The organism is Rhizobium sp. Rhizsp42 (genome assembly GCF_047304155.1).
Taxonomy (GTDB): Bacteria; Pseudomonadota; Alphaproteobacteria; order Rhizobiales; family Rhizobiaceae; genus Rhizobium.
Genome location: NZ_JBGLYS010000134.1, coordinates 1 through 279, shown reverse-complemented (window position 1 = coordinate 279; position 279 = coordinate 1). Strand labels below are relative to the sequence as shown.

At 70.6% G+C, this 279-nt stretch carries 1 protein-coding gene; it reads left to right on the top strand.

The genetic code is table 11. The annotated features are described in order from the left end of the window. The coding region (locus ACCD05_RS31835; RefSeq protein WP_413397667.1) for an alpha/beta hydrolase at nucleotides 1-279 on the top strand (279 nt) is incomplete at both ends.

Below are 279 nucleotides of genomic sequence, written 5' to 3'. Positions count from 1 at the left end.
ATGTACCTCGCCACCGAGTGCACCGACGCGCGCTGGCCGAAGAGCTGGAAGACCTGGCACGACGACAGCGTGCGGATCGCGGCCGAGGCGCCGTTCGTGACCTGGGGCAACACCTGGTTCAACGCCCCGTGCGCGTTCTGGCCGGCCAAGCCCGGGCACCCGGTCCGGGTGAAGGGCAAGAAGGTGCACCGGCCGATCCTGCTCGTCGACGAGACGCTGGACGCAGCGACGCCGTACGCCGGCAGCCTCGAGGTCCGCAAGCGGTTCCCGAGCTCGTCG